This window comes from Paenibacillus sp. IHBB 10380 (assembly GCF_000949425.1).
In the GTDB taxonomy this organism is placed as follows: domain Bacteria; phylum Bacillota; class Bacilli; order Paenibacillales; family Paenibacillaceae; genus Paenibacillus_AQ.
This window is the reverse complement of the sequence record NZ_CP010976.1, coordinates 2568640-2585691: the sequence shown is the minus strand read 5'-3', so window position 1 is coordinate 2585691 and position 17052 is coordinate 2568640. Positions and strand designations below refer to the sequence as shown.

The following is a 17052-nucleotide window of genomic DNA, read 5'->3' as shown; positions in this document are numbered from 1 at the left end:
TCGTAAGGTCTGAGTAAGAGAAAAGAGAGACTTATTCTATACAATATAAATCAGAGAGAGAACAGCAAATATGGTTTGTCACAGGGAGAGTGCTGAATGACTATTTTGAATATTGTTAGTACAGCTTCAAGAACAGGGATGCAGTCGGCATGGATGGCATGGGAAGGTTTATTTGATCAAATCACAAAGATACGTAGCGTATCTGTGACACAGTATGGCATATGTAAGCTAGTCGTTAGAAAGCATCTGGGGAAGAGCATAGCTTGTGATGATGGATACTATATACATGCAGGAGATTGTGTGGGAGAACTGCATTTAGATAATCGGAAGATGTTGGAGCTGTCGCGCACGAATGGCGCGGATCGTACAGCATTAATGACGGCACGGATGCTGCGCAAATCACTTGAACAGATCAGTTATGCGATGGAACATAATCCTGAACTTAGGAATGTAAAAGCTTTAACAGGCATCACGCTACTTCACAGAGGGATCATTCACGGATTAGGTTTTGAACAACATCCGATTCAATCAAAGTGGATTAGAGTATGGATGACATTCTACCTGAGATTTCTACTACGGGTGCTACATCCCGTAGGTAGACAACGGGTGAAGCAGAGCTCTTCAAAGCTGGTTCCAATGATGTTGATGATGTCTAGACAATCGTTGATACATCGTTTTCGGAAAGAAGTGCAATCATGAATCAATGGCTACCTGGCCTGTTTTTAATCGGTTCTTTTGTGTACATGATGATTCCAGTAATAATGTCACGAGTCTTTGGTCTAGGTGTATATAAGAGAGGAAGACAAGCACAACAGGCTGAGGTCGCCTTTACTTTCGATGACGGCCCTGATCCACGCTATACACCTGAACTACTGGATTTGCTGAAGCAATATGATGTGTTGGCGACGTTCTTTGTACTTGGTAGTAAAGCTGAACAGTATCCGCATTTGATACGAAGAATACATGATGAGGGGCATCAAGTAGGAATTCACAACTACATTCATAAATGTAACTTAATTATATTTCCGTGGAAAATAAAGCGTCAGCATATCAATCGCACGGCTGATATTATTGAGGGGATTATCGGGGAGCGGCCTTCTAGTTATCGTCCGCCGTGGGGAGTATTGAATCTGGGTGATTTATTTTTGCTTCGCAAATCATACTACATTGTGCTTTGGTCCGTGATGGGTTGGGATTGGAAGCGTCAAGAGAATTCCCAGAAGTTAATAGACCGACTGTTACGTAAGATCAAACCCGGCTCTATCGTACTACTACATGATAGTGGCGATACGGCAGGTGCTGATGAAGATGCGCCAAGGCAAATGTTGGAGGGGGTACGAATAGTTCTGCAAGAGCTTAAGCCCAAGCAGTATTCTTATGTGCGGACAGATACACTATTAAAGAAAAGAGTGGTTAAAGGATATCGAATCGATCAGAACATTCACGCTACACAACACATCAAATCCCGGGTTATATAAATAATCCGGGATGATGTGTTGTTTCATGTTTAAGCATTAAGGATTTGGAGGGATTTTCATGCATCGGTTTATGTCGCTGCCCCATTCTAATGGGCTTACCTAGTTTCCGTAGGCCCCAGAGAAAATATCAATCTTTGCATTCAACATGCCTGTCAGTAGATTTAGATTGAAAAAGAGGGCGAGAAACTTATAATTTAAGTATGCGGTAAGTTTATGTTGATACTGTTTAAATAGATGACCTAATCCGAAGAAGGGTAATACGATCATTGCGGCATCTAGATTCCATAAAAGTGGAGTGAATAGTAGATTATAGAGTAACCCAGCGATGGCATATGTAGTAATCACCGTCATAAGAAGCAGAGGATTGTTGTGGAATTTTTTGTGAATTACAAATACATAATTTGAACAACAAAGAGACAAATAATGAACCATAGAGTGCCAGTATGGCTTGTCCAGTCTGTATTTCGGATGGCTAGAAGGTACAGAGAATGGGCTTAATAACAGGGATGTCTGGATGCTCACCTGAGCGCCATTCGAGAAACCACCTGGCATTGGAGGGCCGGGGCAGACGGGAACCAAATAGCCTATATTCCCGCATACGGTACATGTGGAGTGCGTGGTAGTGCTATATCGCGAGGGACATTGAAAGGTAAATGTTTCAACAAGGTCTGCTGAGAAAGCAGGCTTTTCTTTTATGAACTATCCTAAAGAGTTAATAGTTAAAATGAAAGAAGTTGAATTTATTTACGACACCAGCATAGGCAATGTGTTGAATGGTAACCATGAAGAAAAAATCAGTACGTTTTATAGATTTGCTAGCCCTTCGAGATAGAACGTTTCAGACTTTAGCGTGGAATGAAATGATTCGATAGGGGCATTATCAGCAGGCGTTCCCTTGCAGGACATGCTCATGGTAATGCCTTTTCCTTTTACAGCTTCTTGATAAGCTTGAGACGTGTACACACTGCCCTGATCGCTATGTAACACCATACCTTGCTGATCTGGAAGCTGATTTAGTGTATCTAACACAAATGATGTATCTTGCTTATCTGAAATATTGTAAGCGACAATCTCTCCGTTGTATAAATCTAAAATGCTCGATAAGTACAATGTCTTATTACCAAATGGTAAATACGCATAATTAACTAATATAAAAATGAGGTTATGATATGGGGACTGACCCCCGTTTGTGAGACAAGGATCAAAACACCTTTCAAGTTTAAGCAGCCAGTCGTCGATATTGTATCGGCGACTGGTTATTATTATTTTCGTTTGAATACGAATTGAGTTAATTCTAGGTCTAAATCAAGCGTTTGTATCTCAATTTTGCGTACTGTTTCCTACAGAACGCCTGAATGACTCACATTGAGTCTAATGACGATACTTCCCCAAATAAAGTATCGATGGACTTCATTCCTCTCTTTAGTCCATTTCAGGATTGAATGATCCTGTATTTTCCTCCATGAGTTGAATTTCCCTTTCGGAACACCCCAAATATCGCATTGTTGTATAGGCATGTTCATGTCTAAGTTGTCTTTGAATGCTGCTAAGATCCGCTAATTTGCATTAATTTTGCCGTAGTGTACCTAAACGTATGAGGTGTTACTTTTCTTTGAATTCCGGATTCTCGTGTCAGTTCAACTATTCGTTTCTTTAGAGCATCAATGTTAAGTTGGTTTTTGCAATTTAGAGTAAACAGATAGTCATTGCAACTTCGTAATCGTTGTTGAAAGGCTGATTTAGAAGTGTAGTTCTTTAGAGTCAACTTCAAAACATCGGGCATAAAAACCGTGCCGATATTTGTTTTCTGGCCTTCTTCGATATGTATGGTGGAATGTTCGAAATCAATATGACGATATCGCAAAGCGCGTAATTCGGAATTTCGTATACCAGTTGTCATCAAGAGGAGACACATAGCGTATTCTTCTAATTTATTATTACGACAATTAATGAAGCAATAGGTTGTATTCGTTAGGGGTCAGCCATCTGTTTTTAATCTCCCTGTTGTAATAATGATTCTTGTAATTTGCCATTGGATTTTGTTTAGTCATCTTTGATCGAAAAAGAAAGCTGAAAAATGACTTTAAGTAGGTAATGGAGTTATACAATTTAAATTTCGTAGGGGGTGACTGAGTAGAACGAATGGTTTGAGAAATTCTATTCCATTCCCCGTGACTTCCAAGATAAGACTTGCTCCATAATTTGCTTTTGTTTCTCTTCCATTAGTTTATTAATCCGTAATAATTCCTTAGTTCTCTCCTGTTATTGAACGATCTCATTTTCATGATCGAGTCATATATCCTCTTCCTGTTACCCTCAGGATCAAGTTCTCTTCTAAGCGACTCCTGACCCCATAGTTCCCCTTCATTCCATGCAAGTTGTAAATGATAAGCTACTTGATCGGCCAGTTCTTCAGTTGGCAGCTCAATAATCTCTTTTTCCGCGACACCATCTGCAAGGATGACTATATATTTGTTATTTTGAATGACTGAGTAGTACATTAGATTTCACCTCGTTTTAACTTTTCTAACCTCTTTGATACACATTCAGTTGAAACACGAAACACTGCCTTTCTGTCTGATGATAAAAAAGTGTGGAACCAGTAAAAAAAGTATGGAACTCCTAGAATTGTCCCGATGATGCTTTGTTAGGTCATCGGGACTTTTTTATTGAGAAGGGGGTGTAGCCAGTATTAGGGGAGCGAATTAGAGAAATTAGAAAGAACAATCAGATGAACCAAATTGAATTTTCAAACCATGTTGGTGTGTCTCAGGGAACTTTGAGTGAGCTTGAACAGAACAAGTACAATCCTTCGGTGAGACTGTTCTCACTATAATCAAAGTGTTTAACGTTAAACGTTAAATCAACATGGCTCTTATTTGGAGATGAAGGAAATGAAGACTGCATAGATGAGATAGTCGGAGAATTACTTAATCATTAAGTTTAGAATGTTGTCTGCCCGTGACCAGGGAGAGATTATGGACATTATTGAGCTAAAGAATGCTCGAAGGAATACTTGGTAGCATACAAAATACAACTACCAGATATCATTTGCAGAAAGCAGTGCTACCGGTAAGAGTGGTCTATTTGTAAAAAGAAAATGAACCACTAGACAGATAATAAAGTGTTTTCTAAGTGCAGATGTGCAGGAGTAGTGAGGAGAGGTATCCAGGTTAATAAACAATTTTACTCATGTTCCTTGGCGACCAAAAAAGGTTGGTACAAAAGAGTCGCAATGAAAAAGTGGACATCTCCTCCCAGTTCTGCCGCCAGGACTTTACCAGCAGCGGATATTTCGCTCCCCAGGTGTCTTCGAACTGGTCTAGTTCCATATTGAATCCTATCATTCGATCATCGAAACCGAATGCTTTCAGCGTCATGAGTTTGAGTCTTATCCACAAGCTTATGAAATCGTAAGCCAGTTTATCCAAGATTATAATCGCGTGCGTATCCACGGCAGTATCTACGATTTTTCCCCGTATGATTATATGGAAGCGGTAAAGCAAGGCACTGTTAAGCCGAAGCAGATTAAGGTTTAAGCGTCGGCACAAATGAAAAATGAAGCAATTTAAAGCAATTCTACGATTGATATCGAATAAGAGGTGCAGTGTCCATAATAAGGGTGTTTAACCGCTATGAATAACATTGTACGATTATTCCAAAAAACTACAAAATAATGTATAATTTAACCTAAAATGTACCCTTGTGCATTTCTCCCCATAACATGGCAACTAGAGTCAACTGAAATTTATAGTTGAATATTGTCGAAAACACTTATTTCGGAAAGGGCATTGCACAGCTCCAAGAAAAAAAATTAAAAGCGCTGTATGAAATGGATGCTCCCGTATTAGATAAACCAAGCAAGTACGAATGGGTAGCCATTCAATCGGCAAACCCATCCTTAATCGAGCTCATCATGGGCACGAAATCAGTGGACGACGTATTGACCGAAATGGAGAGCAGCGTGAATGCTGCAGTGATAGCGGCAAAAGCTAAGGAAGTCGAAGAATAAAAGGAGATTATAACAGGTGGAAAATACTCTAAAATTGCTGTGCTTTCCTTATGCGGGAGGTTCGTCCTTTTCGATTTATCGCCAATGGACCAAGTGGCTAAGCCCCATTCAACTCATCCCCATAGAACTGCCTGGCAGAGGATCCAGAATGGAGGAACCGCTCTTATATTCTTTGGAGGAACTGGAAGAAAACCTGTTTCAAGATATTGTCCGAAATCACATACAAGAGAATGACCGTGTGGCCTTGTTCGGTCACAGCATGGGAAGTTTGCTGGCTTATCGAATTGGAATGCGAATAGGGACCGACTCTCCCTATTCGCTTGTCCATACCTTTCTATCGGGATTCGATCCCCTTCATCTCCCGAGGAAAAAAGTATATCATCGGATGTCGGATCGCGAGTTCATGCACGAAATATGCGAATTGGGCGGAACTCCGATAGAAGCGATGCAACATGAAGTCATACGCAATACCTTTTTGCCCATTCTGCGTGCCGATACTCAAGTGGTGGAGACCTATTTGGAATCGAAACGCAACGTTGCCGACCGCAAACTTGCATGCGATATGTCTGTTCTGTACGGATTCCATGACAACACGATGTCTGATAGAATCCATTCGTGGAATCGATACACGCATGGCCGGACGGAGTTCAAGGGATTCGAAGGAGACCATTTTTTCATCGTGAATGACAATCAGCGGGAAGTTCCGACATATGTCCGCAAAGTTTTAATGAAAAAACTGGCGGTTTCCATTTAGGGGGGGGCATTTTGGAGAGAGACGTTATTTACGAAGATATCATCCTGAATTTCGAAAGTGCATAAGATCAAGGCAAGATGCTGAAGCAATAGCGACTTGAGGTGTAAAAATGCAGTTTCTCGACCAAGGAAACTCGTAGCCGCTTTTCATAAGGGGGCATGTAGAATAAAAACAAACAAGAGGGGCTGATATAGCGATGACACCTGAAAAGAGAATGCAGGTATTTTCAAATAATAAGGCGAAAGACGGACCTGTGAGTGATCACGATTTTCAGAAGATCCGTTTAGAGGATAGACAAGTACGGACACTGGCGGAATTTGTCCGCAGGCATCATCTTTGTATGTCTTCTTGTTTAACGGCAATATGGTCCGTTTTACTATCCCATTACGCTGATCAATACGAGGTGCCCGTTTTATATTCCATCATGCGCGATGAAGCCGGAGACGACTGCAGCCAGTGCTATCCACTTCTCATAGACATACGAAAAGAAGACCGCCTTGTTGATTTGGTTCATAAGGTCGAGATGCAATTAGATAAAAGAAGCGGCGGTGTATGGAGCGAAACGTTGACGAAGCAAGCCGAAGGAGGTTCCGCGGCGCTGGAACCCGGGAAATTTCTCGATTTCGGCATTGTAGAGACACAGGAAATGAACCCGCTTGACAGCATGAAGGCGTCTGTTTCTTTGCACGAAATGGATCACCCGACGATCGCACTCTTATATCGATACAGACTCAACAAACTCGAATGTGCGGTTCAATACGATAGCAGTCGCTTCAGCAAAACGCAGATCTCCAGGCTTGCAGGACATTTCGGGGTACTACTGACCAACACATTGAATGACCCGGAGAAGCCCGTGCTTTTCCACCCTTTCCTGACCTGGAAGGAAGGGAATCAGTTCATCCGATGGAACGATACGGACAGGACGTATCCTGTGTATAAAACCGTTCATCAATTGGTAGAGGAACAGGCGGCCAAGACGCCGGAGGCGGTCGCCTTGGAGTTTCGTCAGCAGAAGCTGACCTACTCCGATTTAAACCGCCGGGCTAACCGAATCGCCCGCGTCATTGTGGATGCATATCTGAGGAACGAGCAAGGCGATCTACCGCGAGGGACGCTGATTCCTATCATGATGGAGCGAAGCGCGGATGTGCTCCCGGCCATGCTGGGAGTGATAAAGACGGGAGGGGCTTACCTTCCGATCGATCCCCAATATCCGGAGGAACGCATTCGGTTTATTTTGCAAGACGCTCAAGCAAAAATCATCATGACAACGAGCCAATTGGTCGTTAAGCTGAAGTCGGTGATTTCTCAAGCCGGTATGAAGGAGGCGGCGGTTATTTGTATCGACGACTGGCTTGCGCAGCCCTGCGATTCCGTTGACAATTTGAACGTTGAGGTCAAGCCCGACGATCTGGCATACGTCATCTATACGTCCGGCTCCACCGGAAACCCGAAGGGCGCGCTTATCGAACACGCCGGACTAGTTGCTTTGATTCCTTATCTTATCGACAGGTTTGGGCTGACTTCGGATACGCGAGTGCTACAGTTCGCTTCCATCAGCTTTGACGCATCGGTTTACGAATGGGTCGGAACATTAACGGTCGGTGGGACGCTCGTTGTTTTGTCGGAAGAGGAATTGCCTCCATATGCCGATATTTCGGAAGTACTCGAACAAAAAAGTATTCATATTGCTATGCTGCCTCCATCCGTATTAAAAACGATGAAAAAGCGTGACTTGCCCGATTTGCAGACGATCGTGTCAGCTGGGGAGGCTTGTACGCCGGATATTGTGGAGGATTGGGGAAAAGAGCGGGTATTCCTGAACGCCTACGGTCCGACGGAAGTGACCATTATTTGTTCCGTGGGGATCTGCCGACCGGGTGAAAAAGTGACGATCGGGCGGCCTGTTTATAACAAACGGCTCTTTGTTCTGAATCCGTTCGGCCAGCCGGTTCCGTTCGGCGTTCCCGGCGAGCTGTGGGTGGGCGGCGTCGGGCTGGCCAGAGGCTACCTGAACCGCGAAGAGCTAACCAAGGAACGGTTCGTTCACAAAGAGCTTGTGATGGGCGACGGGCATACTCCGCAAATCGAGCGGTTATATAAAACCGGGGATATCGTCAAATGGACGCCGGGCGGGGAACTATTATTTATCGGCCGCAGTGACGATCAGGTCAAGATTAGAGGCTACCGCATCGAGCTTGGGGAAATCGAGCATCAGCTTCGTCAGTATCCGGGCATTCGTCAATGCATGGTCCGGGCTTGGCACGACGGGCATTATCAGAAGCTGGCGGCTTACTATACCTCTTCCCAAGAGCTGGAAGAGGCTGAATTGGCGCAGTACCTGTCCTCGGTGTTACCGTCCTACATGGTTCCGTCTTACTTTTGCCGACTGGAATCGTTTCCTTTGAATACAAATGGCAAAGTGGACCGGTCGGCGCTTCCTCATCCGAATACGGTGTGGGAACACTCTTCCGAAAAGGCGTCGGAAACGGGCGAAGACGAAATGGAAACGCGGCTGCTTCACATTTGGCGGCACCTGCTTAAACGGAAAAATATCGGGGTCAACGATCATTTCTATGCCGTTGGGGGGGATTCCATCCTCGCCATTCAGATGGTATCCATGGCCAGGGATCACGGAATTGTCGTGACGCCCAGACAAGTGGCGGAGCATGCGACCGTGAAGGATTTGGCGGCCGTGGCCGCTTGGGTGGTCGGTGGGAAGCAAAAGGAGCAGGCTCTCGATTTGGCGGGCGAATTCGGGCTGACGCCGATTCAACACTGGTTTTTCGAGCAGCAGTTCGAAGAGCCGAACTATTTCAATCAGTCGCATATGCTGCTGCTCAACCATTGCGACCCTGCGAGGCTGGAGGATGCCATCAACTGGCTGGTCCGGTTGCATCTGGAGCTGGCGGCACAATTCGTAAAGCGGGGGCATACGTATGTGCAGCGCTACCGAACGGACGCTGTCGTGCGGCTCGCTTCCCACACCATTCGGGAGACAGAGCGCCCCGATTCGGAAATTGCCGCCGTCTGCGTGAAGTGGCATGGTCAACTGAACTACGAGACGGGAACGATGCTTCGTGCCGGGTTGATCAAAGGCCACCCTGACGATAAAATTCGTCTGTTCCTTACCGTTCATCATCTGGTCATCGATGGGGTTTCCTGGAGGATTTTGCTTCAAGAGCTGTATCAGTTGTATCACGGCGCTGAGCTGCCTCCGGTTCCAAGCCCGTCTAAAAAATGGCAGGCTGCGATCACGGACTATGCGCAAAAAGAGGACCTACGTGACGATATCAGCGATTGGACCGACGTGCTGGCCGGTTCCGCCGCATTCCAGTTACCCGTAGACCGTTACGCGGATAACAGAAGCATCGCCGAATCCGCGGAACTAATTGCAACGCTGCCGCCAAGCGATACGCAGCGGCTGCTGCACCGGTGCGCTCACGCTTACCATACGCAGATCAACGATCTGCTGCTTACCGCCTGGTCGCTGATGCTGTCCGCCTGGACCGGACAGGGGACGGTCGCCTTCCGGCTGGAGGGTCATGGACGGGAGCACTCCGTATCCGACATGAACTTGACCCGAACGATCGGCTGGTTCACATCGATGTTTCCCGTATGCATCCGGTTGTCGGCTGACGCTTCTTTGGGAGAAACGATCAAATCCGTCAAGGAGCAGCTGCGCCGCATCCCTGACCGGGGCATCTCGTACGGGGCGCTGCGGTACTGCCATCCGGACGAGGCGGTTCGAACGACCTTGACCGCTTCCGATCCGCAGGCGCTGTTCAATTATTTGGGCCAGTTCGATCAGGCCGAAGCCGGGGAAGCGAACGAATGGTTAAGCTTCACGCGCGATGCCGCACAGGATTATAGTTCGCCGCGGAACCACGGAACAAGTCTGTTGGAGCTTAACTGCTCCATCGTTTATGGCCAGCTGCATTTGTTTATGAAATACAGCAGACGTCATTACGAGGAAGCGACGATTACCGGGTTGACCGAATCCTTCATCTCTTATCTGCTTTCCATTATTGAACACTGTGAGGAGAAAGAGAGCGAAGAGTTTACGCCGAGCGATTTTCCACTGGTTTTGCTTGATCAGCTTTCACTGGACCAGATCGTAAATACGTACCATGCGCAATACGGTTTGGATAAAATCATGCCGCTTAGTCCGCTGCAGAAAGGACTTTTTTTTCATTATTTGGATCATCCGTCCTCCGACCAATATTTCGTGCAGACAAGCTGGAAATACGAAGGCAGGCTCGATGTTACCCGTTATCGGGAAGCGTGGCAGCGTGTCATTGCCGAAAACGATTGTTTACGGACAGGCTTCATCTGGGAAGCGCTGGACGAGCCGGTACAGTGTGTCGTCCAAACAGTGGAACCGGATTGGACGGTAGAGAATATCGCCTCACAACCTGCGGATCGACAGCAAGAGTACTTCGAGCAGTGGATGACGCTGGACCGCGAGCGCCGCTTCGATCTGCGACGGCCCGCGTACCGCCTTGCGTTGATTCGCAGCGGTCCGGAGGAATGGATGGTAGTTTGGAGCTACCACCATATTTTGCTGGACGGATGGAGTCTTCCGCTGCTGCTTAATCGGGTTCATGATCTTTATGAATGCAGCTTGCGGGGCATAACGCCTTACCGCAATCCATCGCTCCCTTTGGAACATTATATGCGGTGGCTGATGGCGAAGGACCGGACGGAAGCCGAAACCTTTTGGAAGGCTTATTTGGCTGACATTACCGAACCGACCCCGCTGCCGATGGAGAAAAGCGACATGCGCTTCGATGCGCACCAACCGATCCGCAGGCAGCAGACCGAGATGTTGGAATTGGACTCAAGCTTTACCGGGCGAATGACAGCGTTTGTGCAGCAAACGAAAATATCGCTCAATACCTTGGTGCAGTTCGCTTGGGGAAAAGTACTGCAAGTGCTTCATGATGCGGATATAACCGTATTCGGCATGGTCGTGTCCGGCCGTGGGTCCGATCTTGCCAAAGCGGACCGTATCACCGGCTTGCTGATTAATACGCTTCCTTTGGTGATGCATTGGAATACGGAGCAGTCCGTCGCCAGCTATGTGAAGGAGCTTCATCACACGATTCAAAAGCTGAACGATTACTGCCACGTCAGCCTGAACGAATTGAAGGACTGGAGCTCCGTGCAAGGCCATACGTTGTTCCACAGCATCGTTGCTTTCGAAAATTATTTGAACGACTATCGCCAGCCGGCAAGCGGACTGAACATGTCGGCAATAGAGGAACGAGAGAAAACGAATTACCTGCTGACGACTACCATCGCGAGCGACGGAGACCGGATCGTCATCAAGCTGATTTACGATGCCGACCGGCTGGAGCAAGAAACGGTTCGCCGGTTGACAGAGCATCTGCGTCATGCTTTGCATTATGCGGTGGAGCATCCGGATAGCGCTGTCGGAGACATTACTTTAATGACTACAGACGATTACGACCGAATTGTCTACGATTGGAACCGTACGTTCACGGAGTACCCAAGGGAGAGCTCGGTTCCCGAGCTGTTCCGGGAACAGGTCCGGCTCCGGCCTTCTCAACTGGCGGTGATCGCATACGACTGGGTCGTGACTTACGAACGGCTTGACCAATTGTCACGTCATGTGGCGAGCTTGCTCACGGAGGATGCGCCGTTTCGCGGGAAGCTCATCGGCGTCTGTCTGCCGCGCTCGCTCGAATTTATCGTTTCCATTCTAGGCATCTTGAAGGCGGGCTGCGCCTACGTGCCGATCGATCCCGATTTCCCAGCGGAACGCATACACGACATGATCCGGGACGCCGGACTGGACACGATCATCACCTCGCGCAGCGAAGCGGATAGCCTTGCGGAAGCGTGGAGGGGTGTGAGCTTAAAGCTGATCTGCGCCGATGATTTCGACACCATTACCTTTGTGGGTCAGGAAGAAAAAGGGACTCGTCCCGCGGCCGCTTGCGATCTTGCTTATCTGATGTATACGTCCGGTTCGACGGGCAAACCAAAGGGGGTTATGGTCGAACACCGCAGCATCGTCAGTCTGGTGAAGCATACGAACTATTTCCCGTTTTCCCCAGATATCAAGCTGCTTTATACCGGTTCGCCGGTATTTGACGCTTCCACGTTTGAAATTTGGGGCACGCTGCTGAATGGGGGCCGCCTGTACGTCGTTTCCAAAGACGATCTGATGAACGTCCGCCTGCTGGAGCAGAGGATAAAAGCATGGGGCATCAACGCGTTATGGCTCAGCGCCGCATTATGCAATCAATGGATTCAGGCGAACGAAACGATGTTCGCCGGACTTCGTTGGCTGCTTGTAGGCGGCGAAGCGTTATCGCCGAAGCCGATCAATCGTCTGCGGCTGAGGTATTCGGCGATTACAATCCTCAACGCCTACGGTCCGACGGAGAACACCACCTTTTCGACGAGCTATCCGATCGAGCGGACCTTTGAACGCAACATCCCCATCGGTAAGCCGATCAGCAATACGACCTGCTATATTCTGGACAAAAGGGGACGTGTCCAGCCTGTCGGAGCCGTCGGAGAAATCTACGTGGGAGGAGACGGCGTCGCGCGCGGCTATTGGAAGCAGGAGGAGCTGACGCGGAAGGCGTTTGTTCCGAATCCGTACGCTTCTGCCGAAGATCGCGAAAAAAGAAGAAATTTGCTACTGTACCGGACAGGAGATTTCGGGAGATGGCTTCCGGACGGTAACATCGAATACATGGGACGGAGCGACGGCCAACTGAAGCTTCGCGGCTTCCGGATCGAACCGGGAGAGATCGAGCACCGTCTTGGCTGCTGTCCCGCCGTCAAGCAAAGTCTCGTCATCGCCCGCGAGCTCCATGGGGAGCTGCGGCTGATTGCTTATTATACATCGGAGATGGATGAACAGGACATTCGGGAAGAACGGCTTCAAGCCTTTATGACCGACGGTCTGCCTTCGTATATGCTTCCTTTCCGGTACGTTCGGCTGGAGTCGTTTCCGTTAACGGTTAATGGGAAAATTGACCGGGCAAGATTGCCTCTGCCGGAAGCGTGGCGTACCGGCCAAGCGTCCGAACCCGGTGCCGCAACCGGGCTGGAGCAGCTGATGGAGCAGATCTGGCGCGCCGTGCTGAAGCTAGATCACATCCGCAAGGATGAAGATTTTCACGCGTTGGGAGGCCATTCGCTGCATGCGCTGCGCATCGTCAGTCTGCTGCAAAAGAACGGTTATCCGGTGACGGTCAACCAAATCTTTCGGGAGCAAACGATCGAACGTTTGGCCCGCTCCTTGAACGGAGCGCTTTCGGCTTCGGCTTCGGCCTCGGGTTTGGCGGCCCGCCCGGATACGGAAAAGGCCTTGGGACAGCACACGTACCCGAAGGACGGATTTCCGCTGTCGGCGGTGCAGAGACGTTTTTTCAACCGCGACTTGAAGAAACGCAACATGTTCAACGTGCCTTATCTGGCTTTGCTCAAGCAGCGGATCACGAAGCAAGAGATGAACCGCGTGCTGCAGCTTCTGGTCGATCGGCATGCGGCGTTGAAGCTGACCTTTGCCCGGCTCGATCACGGAGAATGGTACCAGTATGAACGGGACATCGATATGGACCGGGCTTTAACGTATGTGGATCTGCGGGAGGCCACGGCGTCCCATGACACCTTTATCTCGGAGTACTGCTCGAAGCTTCAGCATGAATTCGATATCGGGGAAGGTCCTTTGTGGAAAGCCGTATTGTTTGACTATTATGGCGGCGGAAGCCGGCAGGTGCTGCTGCTTTTGTTCCATCATCTGATTTTTGACGGGATGTCGATGAACATCTTTTTGGAAGATTTCCGACAGCTTCTCTTCATGGGGGCTGATGGAGAGCTCGATAGGGAAGCGGGAAGCAGCTACCGCGATTGGTGCCTGGCGCTGACACAATACGCACCCGGAGGCATTCCGGCCGAGTCGGCAGCCTATTGGAGAGGCGTTGTCGGAGGCGGCAAGTCCTTGCAGGTCGATTGGGAAACGCAGGAATGGCCCGTTCACCGTCATATGGCGACGATCACCTATGATTTGTTGGAAGGCACCGCGCAGGTCGGCTTGTTGAAAGCATTGGCGGCGCAGCGGCAAACCACCCCGCTCGGCGTTCTGTTAACGGCATTGTCCCAGGCTTGTTTCGACCTAAAAAAGCAGCCGGACCTGCTGCTGCATCTGATGTCCTACCAGCGCGAGTCCTTTTTGCCGGGCATCGCGATTGACCGCACGGTCGGATTTTTTGCCGGGGCGTATCCCGTACGAATCCGCATCGGGAAGCAGGAACTTGCTGGCGATACTGAGACGCTACTGGAGCATGTCAAGCGGACGCTGCAAGATATTCCTAATGAAGGTATGGACTATTTTGCTTTGCGGCATATCGTACCGGAGCTTCATCTGGAGGCGGAGCCGCTTATCGATGAAAGCCGAATGCTGTTCCATTATCAATCGGAGGAAACGGCTTGGCGAGCCGACGACTTCTACGAGCCGTTGACCCTTCCGTACGGAAATACCAATGCGCCGGACAACCCTTCCGCTTATTGGTTAAACATGACGGCTTGCTTGAAGCGGGACAAGCTGAGCTTAGCCTGCTATTACAGCACGCTGCACTACGAAGAACAAACGGTGGCCGGGCTGGTGCACCGGTTTGCAAGACATTTGCGCCAATGTATCGAGGTTAACTCGCTCACAACGACAGGAGAAGGGAGCTTCCGGTTATGAAAATTTATCAATTTTGCCCGTTTTTCAACGAAAACCGGGTGGCGGAGATCAAACTGAAAGAAGATGCCCGCTGGATCGACGAGCTTCACGTGATCGAGGCCAACAAGACATTCAGCTATGCGGACAAGCCCCGGAACTTCGATCCGGCTTATCTCGGTCCGAAGGTGATTTACCATTCGCTTCATGCCGACAACGTGTTTCGCAAGCCGGAGCGGCACCAATTGTATTTTAACCCGGAGACTTGCCAAGCGGCGAACTTTGACCGCTGGTATTGGCGCTTGCTGAGCTACAACAGCGCATTTCATAACGAAGCGTATCAGAGAAGCCGGTGTTCTGACATCTTGCGGGAGCGGGTCGAGGATGACGATGTGATCATTCTGGCCGATTTCGACGAGATCATCGATAGCCGGATGGCGGACCGGATTGTCTCGGAGGTGAAAAAACGTCAAGTCATTACCGTCAAAATGCACTATTCCGTCTTTTTTCTGAATCTATTCTGCCGTTCCAATCACGGCGCTCCTCATTGGAGCTTTCGCGTCTTTGCGATGACCGGACGATTTTTCAGAAGCATGCCATTCTCGGGGGATTATCTAAGGAAGAAGGGAATTGCCGAAGGGCTCTATCAAGACATCTACTGTCTGGAAGAACCGGCTGGGTTTCATCATTCGTGGCTGGACTATCGCCAAACCGCGCTGCCCAAGCTTCAAGCGTTTGCAGCCAATGTCAAGGACAAAAGTATCGTGCACGAAGATTACATCAAGCAGTGTCTGGATGATAAAAAGCTGTACTATCTTGATACCGAGCTGTACGTGGATAACGAAAAATCGTTTTTGCCCGCTCTGCAAGACATCCAAACGGCGGATCTTTTATACTGGAAGTAATCACGATGGAGGGGAAGACGCATTTGCCGAATTGGTTCGGCAACATGGGTATAGACCTGCGGGAGAAGTCAATCTACCAACTGTTCGAGGAGCAGGTGGAACGTACGTAGGACCAAATTGCAGTCGTTTTCGAGGAACGCAGTTGACGTATGGCGAGCTGAATGAGCGTGCCAACCGGCTGTCGCGGACCCTTCGGGCGGAAGGCGTGCAGCCGGATCAACCGGTCGGCATTATGGCGGAGCGTTCCCCGGACATGATCGTGGGCATCCTTGGCATCTTGAAAGCGGGGGGTGCTTACATGCCGATCGATCCCGGGTACCCTGAGACACGCATCCGATATATGCTTGAGGATTCAGGCGCGAAAATGTTGCTAACCAAAAACCATTTACTGGGGCCTCTGACCTTTGGCGGGAAAACGGTGACCCTGGACGACCGCCATGTTTACGACGGGACGGATCGAATCTAGAGCCCGGATCGGGTCCGTATGATTTGGCCTATATCATCTGACGTCGGGATCGACCGGCATGCCGAAAGGCGTTATGGTCGAGCAGCGAAACGTGGTTCGGTTGGTGAAAAATTGCAACTATGTTGCGTTAAATGAAACGACGCGAATCTTGCAAACAGGCAGTCGTTTTTGACGCCTCCACGTTTGAAATTTGGGGAGCGCTAATGGCGGGCGGCTTTATCTCGTGAACAACGAGGTCATTTTGAACGCGGAAAAATTGAAGGAAGCGATCCGGTATTACGGAATTACAACGATGTTTCTTACCACACCTCTCTTTAATCAATTGTCGCAACGGGACAGAAGGCTGTTTGGCGACTTGCAAACCCTGCTTGTCGGGGGCGAAACCCTATCCGTACCGCAAATCAATCTTGTGCTGCGCGATAATCCCGGATTGGTACTTATGAACGTACGCAGAGATGGGAAGCGGTGTATTTGAAGGCTCCGGGATGCCGATGGGAAGCGCATTTCATCGAGATTCGGAACGAACATACAAGCTGGACGTGAGCGGCGCCATTGTGGGAGGCAAGCTGCAGATGAGCATCCAGTATCCGGGAAGAGACGATCAAGGGATTGCTGAAGAGCTACCGAGACCACCTGTGCCGGATTATCGAGCATTGCGTACAAAAAGAGGATGCTGAGAGAACTCCTAGCGATTTTAGTGCGAAAGAGTTGAAATGGAAGGACTTTGAAA

At 48.7% G+C, this 17052-nt stretch carries 11 protein-coding genes and 2 pseudogenes; 10 read left to right on the top strand and 3 right to left on the bottom strand.

From position 1 onward, the window contains the following. Window positions 1–96 precede the first annotated feature (96 nt). Together UB51_RS11135 and UB51_RS11130 are read left to right on the top strand one after the other, a co-directional pair. Complete coding sequence (locus tag UB51_RS11135) at window positions 97–699, top strand: YkoP family protein (RefSeq protein WP_044877356.1); 603 nt, start codon at window positions 97–99, stop codon at window positions 697–699. After that, window positions 696–1478, top strand: coding sequence for a polysaccharide deacetylase family protein (locus UB51_RS11130; RefSeq protein ID WP_044877355.1), 783 nt, complete (start codon window positions 696–698; stop codon window positions 1476–1478). Before UB51_RS11135 ends, UB51_RS11130 begins: the two co-directional genes overlap by 4 nt. Before the next feature lie 825 nt (window positions 1479–2303). Here UB51_RS11130 and UB51_RS27805 read toward each other — a convergent pair. The 3 genes and pseudogenes from UB51_RS27805 to UB51_RS11110 all read right to left on the bottom strand — a co-directional run. Beyond that, a pseudogene (locus UB51_RS27805) lies at window positions 2304–2615 on the bottom strand (transposase); the annotation flags it as partial. Between the two features lie 409 nt (window positions 2616–3024). Next, the gene (locus UB51_RS29730) at window positions 3025–3429 is read right to left on the bottom strand and encodes a tyrosine-type recombinase/integrase (protein WP_445322378.1); all 405 of its coding nucleotides are present in this window, start codon (window positions 3427–3429) and stop codon (window positions 3025–3027) included. A gap of 271 nt (window positions 3430–3700) precedes the next feature. Next, window positions 3701–3979 (bottom strand): hypothetical protein, encoded by a 279-nt coding sequence (locus UB51_RS11110; RefSeq protein WP_044877352.1) that lies wholly within the window; start codon window positions 3977–3979, stop codon window positions 3701–3703. A gap of 203 nt (window positions 3980–4182) precedes the next feature. On the opposite strand from UB51_RS11110, the gene UB51_RS29725 reads away from it, so the two are divergent. From UB51_RS29725 to UB51_RS11070, 8 genes and pseudogenes are all read left to right on the top strand, one after another. Next, complete coding sequence (locus tag UB51_RS29725) at window positions 4183–4314, top strand: helix-turn-helix transcriptional regulator (RefSeq protein WP_445322377.1); 132 nt, start codon at window positions 4183–4185, stop codon at window positions 4312–4314. A gap of 496 nt (window positions 4315–4810) precedes the next feature. Further along, window positions 4811–5017, top strand: coding sequence for an integrase core domain-containing protein (locus tag UB51_RS29720; protein WP_082063115.1), 207 nt, complete (start codon window positions 4811–4813; stop codon window positions 5015–5017). 215 nt (window positions 5018–5232) lie between these two features. Beyond that, the gene (locus tag UB51_RS11100) at window positions 5233–5490 is read left to right on the top strand and encodes a hypothetical protein (RefSeq protein WP_044877350.1); all 258 of its coding nucleotides are present in this window, start codon (window positions 5233–5235) and stop codon (window positions 5488–5490) included. 16 nt (window positions 5491–5506) lie between these two features. Continuing rightward, on the top strand, window positions 5507–6244 hold the full coding sequence (locus UB51_RS11095; RefSeq protein WP_044877349.1) for a thioesterase II family protein: 738 nt from the start codon (window positions 5507–5509) through the stop codon (window positions 6242–6244). A gap of 196 nt (window positions 6245–6440) precedes the next feature. Further along, window positions 6441–14975, top strand: a complete 8535-nt coding sequence (locus tag UB51_RS11090) for a non-ribosomal peptide synthetase (RefSeq protein ID WP_082063114.1) — start codon at window positions 6441–6443, stop codon at window positions 14973–14975. After that, window positions 14972–15856: a glycosyltransferase family 17 protein gene (locus UB51_RS11085; protein WP_044877348.1), complete on the top strand. Its 885-nt coding sequence runs from the start codon at window positions 14972–14974 to the stop codon at window positions 15854–15856. The genes UB51_RS11090 and UB51_RS11085 overlap by 4 nt, the downstream gene beginning before the upstream one ends. A 59-nt stretch (window positions 15857–15915) precedes the next feature. After that, window positions 15916–16767, top strand: a pseudogene (locus UB51_RS29715) (AMP-binding protein); the annotation flags it as partial. Between the two features lie 40 nt (window positions 16768–16807). Further along, window positions 16808–16999: a hypothetical protein gene (locus UB51_RS11070; RefSeq protein ID WP_044877345.1), complete on the top strand. Its 192-nt coding sequence runs from the start codon at window positions 16808–16810 to the stop codon at window positions 16997–16999. The last annotated feature ends 53 nt before the right edge of the window (window positions 17000–17052 follow it).

Excerpts from the sequence above, each read along its gene's own strand:
- UB51_RS11130 (WP_044877355.1), top strand. The coding sequence starts at position 696 with ATGAATCAATGGCTACCTGGCCTGTTTTTAATCGGTTCTTTTGTGTAC.
- UB51_RS11135 (WP_044877356.1), top strand. The coding sequence starts at position 97 with ATGACTATTTTGAATATTGTTAGTACAGCTTCAAGAACAGGGATGCAG.
- UB51_RS11110 (WP_044877352.1), bottom strand. The coding sequence starts at position 3,979 with ATGTACTACTCAGTCATTCAAAATAACAAATATATAGTCATCCTTGCA.
- UB51_RS11085 (WP_044877348.1), top strand. The coding sequence starts at position 14,972 with ATGAAAATTTATCAATTTTGCCCGTTTTTCAACGAAAACCGGGTGGCG.
- UB51_RS11090 (WP_082063114.1), top strand. The coding sequence starts at position 6,441 with ATGACACCTGAAAAGAGAATGCAGGTATTTTCAAATAATAAGGCGAAA.
- UB51_RS11070 (WP_044877345.1), top strand. The coding sequence starts at position 16,808 with ATGCCGATGGGAAGCGCATTTCATCGAGATTCGGAACGAACATACAAG.